Genomic DNA, 7,153 nt, shown 5'->3' with positions numbered 1-7,153 from the left:
AGAGGTGTATAAGAGACTGCCTTCAACGCGCTTTACTGAAATTGTGGAAGGCGGCTTTGCAGGCGGGCCAGTCATTCCTGCCGACTTTAATTCTGCGAGCCCAGAAGCATTAGAGTTGGTGGCAGCTAACGTAGAAAAGGCAAACATTGTCGGAAGACAAGTATCCAGTGATTACAGCTGCGCAATGGTAACAGCACAATTGCTCGATATTGACCCGCAAACTGGCGAGCCTCTCAATACATTGGCGCTAGCAGCAGAGCTTGAAGAGCAGCTTCGCGGTCAATATGAAAACGAAAATACGTCTATTCATATAATTGGCTTTGCGAAAATGATTGGCGATGTGGCCGACGGTGCAAAAGACGTGTTGATCTTTTTCGCCATTGCTATCGCGATTACTGCCGTAATGGTGTATTTCTTCTCGCGCAGCATCATGCTTACGTTATTGCCGTTAGTATGCTCAATCATTGCCGTTATCTGGCAGCTAGGACTGCTTACTTCAATTGGCTTTGGTATGGACCCTATGTCAATACTGGTGCCATTTTTAGTATTTGCCATTGGTGTGAGCCACGGCGTACAAATGATTAACGCGGTAGAAAAACAAGCAGTAACCGGTATTGGTGCTAAACGGGCATCTATGGCGGCATTCAGAAACTTGCTGGTTCCAGGCGGAATTGCATTGTTATCTGATACGGTTGGCTTTATGACGTTATTGGTAATCGATATCGGCATTATTCGCGAGTTGGCGATTACGGCAAGTATGGGTGTAGCGGTAATCATTCTTACCAACTTGTTGCTGCTGCCTGTGCTGATGAGCTTCTTAAAACTTGACCAGAAATATGTCGAAAAATTCGCGGGTAAAGAAAACGCTAATTCGAAATTCTGGGAAGTCATTGCAGCTTGTTCACGTAAAAAGCCTGCGGCAATAATTCTTATCGTTACTGCTATCCTATTCGTGTTTGGTCATTTCCAAGCTCAGAATATGAAGATAGGGGACTTACATGCGGGTGCACCTGCGCTTCATGAAACGTCACGCTACAATCAGGACACTTTTCTGATTACCGATAAGTACGAAGTAACGGTAGATTACATTTCTATTTTGGTTGAAACCACACCAGAAGCTTGTACGTCACACAGCGTGATGAAGGCCATGGACGATTTCCAGTGGAAAATGGAAAATGTTCAAGGCGTTCAATCGGCGGTTTCGTTGGCATCTGTAGCAAAAATTGTTAACGCAGGTTACAACGAAGGCAACGTTAAGTGGCAGGTACTCCCTCGTAACCAGCAAACATTGGTGCAGGCAATTTCTCGCGTTCCAACGTCGTCAGGTTTACTTAACGGCGACTGCTCGGTCATGCCAATTATTCTGTTTATGGAAGACCACAAAGCAGAAACGATCTCTCGTGTCGTTGAAGCGGTAAAAGCGTATCGCGATGAATATCAAACCGATGATATGAAGTTCAGTCTTGCTTCTGGTCCTGTCGGCGTGATGGCCGCAACTAATGAAGCGGTGAGTGCAGCGCAAGACCCTATGATGCTTTATGTATTTGGCGCCGTTATTGCGTTGTGTCTAATTAGCTTCCGCTCGGTGCGTGCTACGTTAGTTGTTGTTATTCCGCTGTATGTGGTGTCTGTACTGGCGCAAGCCTTAATGACATACCTTCAAATTGGCCTCACCGTTTCTACATTACCAGTTATCGCACTTGGCGTGGGTATAGGTGTGGACTATGGTATTTATATACTCTCTACCAAGAGCTTGATGCTGAAGAAAGGCGCTACCGTTCAAGAAGCGTATTTCGCTGCCTTAAAAGAACGTGGAAGTGCTGTGCTATTTACCGGTATTACGCTGGCAATAGGTGTGAGCACATGGGTGTTCTCTTCGCTTAAGTTCCAAATGGATATGGGCATTTTGCTTACATTTATGTTCGTCGTGAACATGCTTGGAGCAATAATTGTACTGCCTGCACTAGCAAGATTCCTATGGTGGAACAAGAATGACCCTGATGCATAAAATATTTTTGCATAGCTAAGCATTAAAAAGGGCCTTTAGGCCCTTTTTTTTGGGTGTTTTCTGCATACTTATCTATGCTGTTAATATAAGGTTAAAAATGGGCTTTCATTAGCGTCATTTATTAGAGAAAATAGTTAGGTACTCGGCACTTATACCAAGCTGGATTGGTATTACGACATTCAAAAAAGGTTAACAAATGACAGTCACCTCACAGCGACACTCAGTACTGCTAGACAATGTATTTGCACTTATCGACAAAAAAGTAGATACCAAGCAGAAGTCTCTTGTGCAGCAATTCGGACGTCTGTTGTATAAAAATATTTCAAGCGATGACCTAGAAAATCGCAACGACAGCGACCTTTATGGTGCAACACTTAGTTTATGGAATGGCTTGGCGAAGTTTGAACATACGTCGCCATACATACGCGTATTTAACCCGGAAATTGCCAAACACGGCTGGCACTCAAGCCACACAATTGTTGAGATTATTGTGTCGGATATGCCATTCTTGGTTGACTCGGTGCGCATGTTGCTAAATCGTTTGAACATCACCGCACATTTATTCCTTCACAGCCCAATTGGCATTAAGCGCGACAAAGCGAACAAAGTTGAAGCGTTTGCTGAGCCAGGTCAATCGCTTGAAGGTGCGAAAAAAGAAACGGTCATCTTTATCGAAATCGATAGACAAACATCGAAAAAAGACATCGATGCTCTAACACAAGAACTACACTCTGTCGTTGATGAAGTTTCTTTGGCAGTTCAAGACTGGCAAGGCATGACAAATACCTTGCAAGACGTAATTAAAAACAATGCTAAATTTAACTGGCCTGTATCTACAGAAGCCAAAAAGCAAACTAAGGCTTACTTAGAATGGTTAGGCGATCACAACTTCACAATGATGGGTTACCGTTATTATGACGTTAAAGCCATTGAAGGGGACCATAGATGGATCCCTCAAAACGACACCAGTTTAGGTTTGCTTAAAAACTCAGTAAACGACCGTGAGCGTTTGTTGTCTCGCTTGCCTGCGTCGGCCCGTGCGGAAGCGCTTAGCAAAAACCCATTGATTCTGACCAAAACAAATTCACGCGCGCGAGTACACCGTCCTGCATATATGGACTATGTAGGCGTGAAGGTGTTTAACAAAGAAGGTCAAGTTGTTGGTGAGCACCGCTTTTTAGGTTTGTATTCTGCCTCTTTCTATAACAACAGCGTAACTCAGCTTCCGATTTTACGTGAAAAAATCAAACGTATTTGTGAGCTATCTGGTTTCGAGCCCGGAACTCACGCATACAAAGCGTTTGCAAATATTATAGAAACCTACCCACGAGATGAGTTGCTACAAACGCCAGCAGAAGAGCTAGCGCAAATTGTGATGGGTATTTTTCAAATGCAAGAGCGTGGAATTTCACGTTTATTCATTCGAAAAGACATTTTTGGCCGCTTTTTCTCGTGCATGGTGTTTGTTCCAAGAGAGCGCTATAACACCCAGTTACGCAAAGAAACCCAAGCGCTACTTAAAGCGTCATTGGGCGCAACTGAAGAAGTGGAATTTACTACGTTCTTCTCAGAGTCTGTATATGCCCGTACGCATTACATTGCTAGAGTCAACGACAACAACGCGGAATTCGATGTGAAGGAAATAGAGCAAAACATTATTGAGTTGACCAAAACCTGGAATGACAGACTCGCGTCAGCTATTTCAGCGGCACACGGTGAGGCTTCGGGTAAAGCGTTGGAACGCAAATACAACAATGCTTTCTCTCGCAGCTATATGGAGCATAACCTACCGTCAGCAGCGCTTGTAGATATTGGCAAACTAGAGATGTTAGACGACAACCACACATTGGATATGTTGTTCTATCGTCCACAAGAAGAAGACGCTGACAGCCAAGTAGTTAAGCTTAAGCTTTTCCACCGCGCCGAGCCTATTCATTTGTCTGACGTGTTACCGATGCTTGAGAATTTTGGGTTACGCGTAATCGATGAAAGCCCTTATAAAGTCACGTGTTCAGAAGGTGAACGTAACTGGGTCATGGACTTCACCATGTTACATAAAAGTGGTCAGCACTTTGACATGGAAAACGCCCAGATTCTCTTTCAAGATGCCTTCGCCAAAGTGTGGTACAAGACACTAGAAGACGACGCGTTTAACCGTCTTATCCTTGGCGCGAATATGACTGGTCGTAAAGTTACGGTACTCCGTGCTTATGCTAAATACATGCGCCAGACCGGCAGTTCTTTCAGCCGTGACTACATCGCAAACACACTAGCTAACTATCCAGACATTGCTCGTTTACTCGTAGACTTTTTCGACCAGCGTTTTAATCCTAAGAAAAAGCGCAATGAGAAAAAAGAGGAAGGTATTCTTGAGACTATTAAGGAACAGTTAGACAACGTTAGTAACTTGGATGACGACCGAATTATTCGTCGTTATCTGGATATGATGTCTGCAACGTTACGTACAAACTTCTATCAGGTAGACGATGCCGGCAATGAAAAATCATATGTATCATTTAAGATGATGCCTGAACTCATTCCTGACATGCCATTACCACTGCCTAAGTTTGAAATTTTTGTTTACAGTCCTCGCGTTGAAGGTGTGCACCTGCGTGGCGGCAAAGTTGCCCGCGGCGGTCTTCGTTGGTCTGATAGACAAGAAGACTTCAGAACAGAAGTACTCGGCCTAGTAAAAGCGCAACAAGTTAAAAACACGGTGATCGTGCCGGTTGGTGCAAAAGGTGGTTTCGTTTGTAAGAACCTACCTGTAGGCGAAGGTCGCGCAGCTATTCAGGCTGAAGGCCAAGCATGCTATCGCACTTTCATCACCAGCTTGTTAGATATTACTGACAACATTGTAAATGGTGAAATTGTTCCTCCTAAGGATGTTGTTCGCCTTGATGATGATGACCCTTATTTGGTTGTTGCTGCAGATAAAGGCACTGCCACGTTCTCTGATATCGCAAACGGTATTGCGGAAGAGTTTGGGTTTTGGCTGGGCGATGCATTTGCATCTGGCGGTAGTATTGGATACGACCATAAGAAAATGGGTATTACTGCACGCGGCGGATGGGAGTCGGTTAAACGTCATTTCAGAGAAATTGGTATCGACTGTCAGACCACTGACTTTACCGCTGTTGGTGTGGGTGACATGGCAGGTGACGTATTCGGTAACGGTATGTTGCTATCAGAGCATACGCGACTAATCGCTGCGTTTAACCATTTACATATTTTCTTCGATCCAAGCCCAGATGCAGCAGCAAGTTATAAAGAGCGTCAACGCCTGTTTGAGAATCCAAGCCTAAGCTGGGAAGACTATGACAGTAAGCTGATTTCAAAAGGCGGAGGCGTATTTAGCCGCGCGTCTAAATCTATCAAGCTTACACCTGAAATGAAAAAGTGGTTAGGTACGCGTCAGCTAACGATGACGCCTAATGAGCTAATTCACAATATATTGAAAATGCCAGTCGACCTACTGTGGAACGGTGGAATCGGTACGTATATTAAGAGCAAGAAAGAATCTCACTCAGACGTAGGTGACCGTGCTAATGATGACTTACGCGTCAATGGTCGTGACGTACAAGCTAAAATTGTGGGCGAGGGCGGTAACTTAGGTCTAACGCAGTTAGGTCGTATTGAATATGCGTCTAACGGTGGCCGAGTTAACACTGACTTCATCGATAACGTAGGTGGGGTTGATTGCTCGGATAACGAAGTAAACATCAAAATCTTGCTTAACAGCCTAGTTAACGACGGTGAACTTACGCTTAAACAGCGTAATAAGTTGCTCTACGATATGACCGACGATGTAAGTCGAATTGTACTGAAAGACTGCTACCGTCAAACTCAGTCTATCTCTATTACTGAGTTAGCTGGCGTTAAGCAACTTAAAGAACAGCTTCGCTTTATCCACGGTCTTGAGCGTGAAGGTCAGCTAAACCGTGAATTGGAATTTATTCCAAGTGACGATGAGATTTCAGATCGCGTAGCCACGGATCAAGGTTTAACTCGCCCAGAGTTAAGCGTATTGATTGCGTACGGCAAAATGGTACTTAAAGATGCGCTTAATATTCCGGAAATTACTGACAATCCTTACCACGGTAAGTTGTTAGTAGAAGCATTCCCTAAAGTGCTCCGCGAAAAATTCGCAACACACATGCAACAGCATCCGCTTAGAAGCGAAATTATTGCGACTAAGTTAACCAACAACATGGTTAACGACATGGGCCTTAACTTCGTGTTTAGAATGCAGGAAGAAACTGGCGCAAGTGTGAGCGAAATTGCTGACGCATACGCAATTGTTCACGGTATCTTTAACATGAAGACGCTGTGGGAGCGCATCGAACAACTGGATAACGTTATTCCAGCTCAGCTACAGCTTAAAATGTTAGATGAAGCACGTAGAATTATGCGTCGCGCTTCGCGCTGGTATATTCGCCACGGTAATAAGACGCAATCCATTGAAGAAGCCATCGCGAGCTACCGTGGTACCTTCGATATTTTATCGAAGAACCTGCAAAACTACTTGGTTAAAAGCGAATTTACTCAGCTTGAAAACGCCACGCAGAAATACATTGATAAGGGTGTACCAGAAGACATCGCTTATCAGGTTGCAAGCTTCTCTAACATGTTCTCTAGCTTTGACCTTGCGCAAATCGTTGAAGCAGATAAGCATGATACCGATGTAGTCGCTAAGCTTTACTATCAGCTAGGTTCTCGTTTAGAGCTTCACTGGTTCTTAGATCAGATAAACAACCAGGCGGTAAGCAACCACTGGCAAGCGTTAGCTCGCGCCTCGTATCGTGAAGAGTTAGATTGGCAGCAGCGTTCCATTGCAGCAAATCTTTTAGCTTCTCGCGCAGACGTAAGTAGTGCAGATCAAATTCTTGATGAGTGGATTGAAAGCAATCAGGTCCTACTTAAGCGCTGGTATCACATGATGTCTGAGTTTAAGACCAGTACAACGCACGAATTTGCGAAATTTTCTGTCGCTTTACGTGAATTGATGCTTTTAAGCGTGAAGTCTAACCATTAGAATACACGCACCTTAATGATTTAAGCCCTGTTTATCAGGGCTTTTTATTGGCCAACTGAACATTACTGTACATTTTTTCAGCATCGCTTGTAAATGCAAACCTCATACAA

At 44.1% G+C, this 7,153-nt stretch carries 2 protein-coding genes; both read left to right on the top strand.

All coding sequences use genetic code 11. From position 1 onward, the window contains the following. Positions 1-2,008: efflux RND transporter permease subunit (locus QVA83_RS11850; protein ID WP_287498489.1), on the top strand; the 2,008-nt coding region annotated here is incomplete at its 5' end. Positions 2,009-2,204: 196 nt separating this feature from the next. Next, positions 2,205-7,043, top strand: coding sequence for an NAD-glutamate dehydrogenase (locus tag QVA83_RS11845; RefSeq protein ID WP_287498488.1), 4,839 nt, complete (start codon positions 2,205-2,207; stop codon positions 7,041-7,043). The last annotated feature ends 110 nt before the right edge of the window (positions 7,044-7,153 follow it).

Origin of the sequence: Alteromonas sp. AO-Serp, assembly GCF_017849675.1 — a bacterium.
In the GTDB taxonomy this organism is placed as follows: domain Bacteria; phylum Pseudomonadota; class Gammaproteobacteria; order Enterobacterales; family Alteromonadaceae; genus Alteromonas; species Alteromonas macleodii.
Note: the sequence above shows the minus strand (reverse complement) of the source record. Positions and strands in the feature narration are given on the sequence as shown.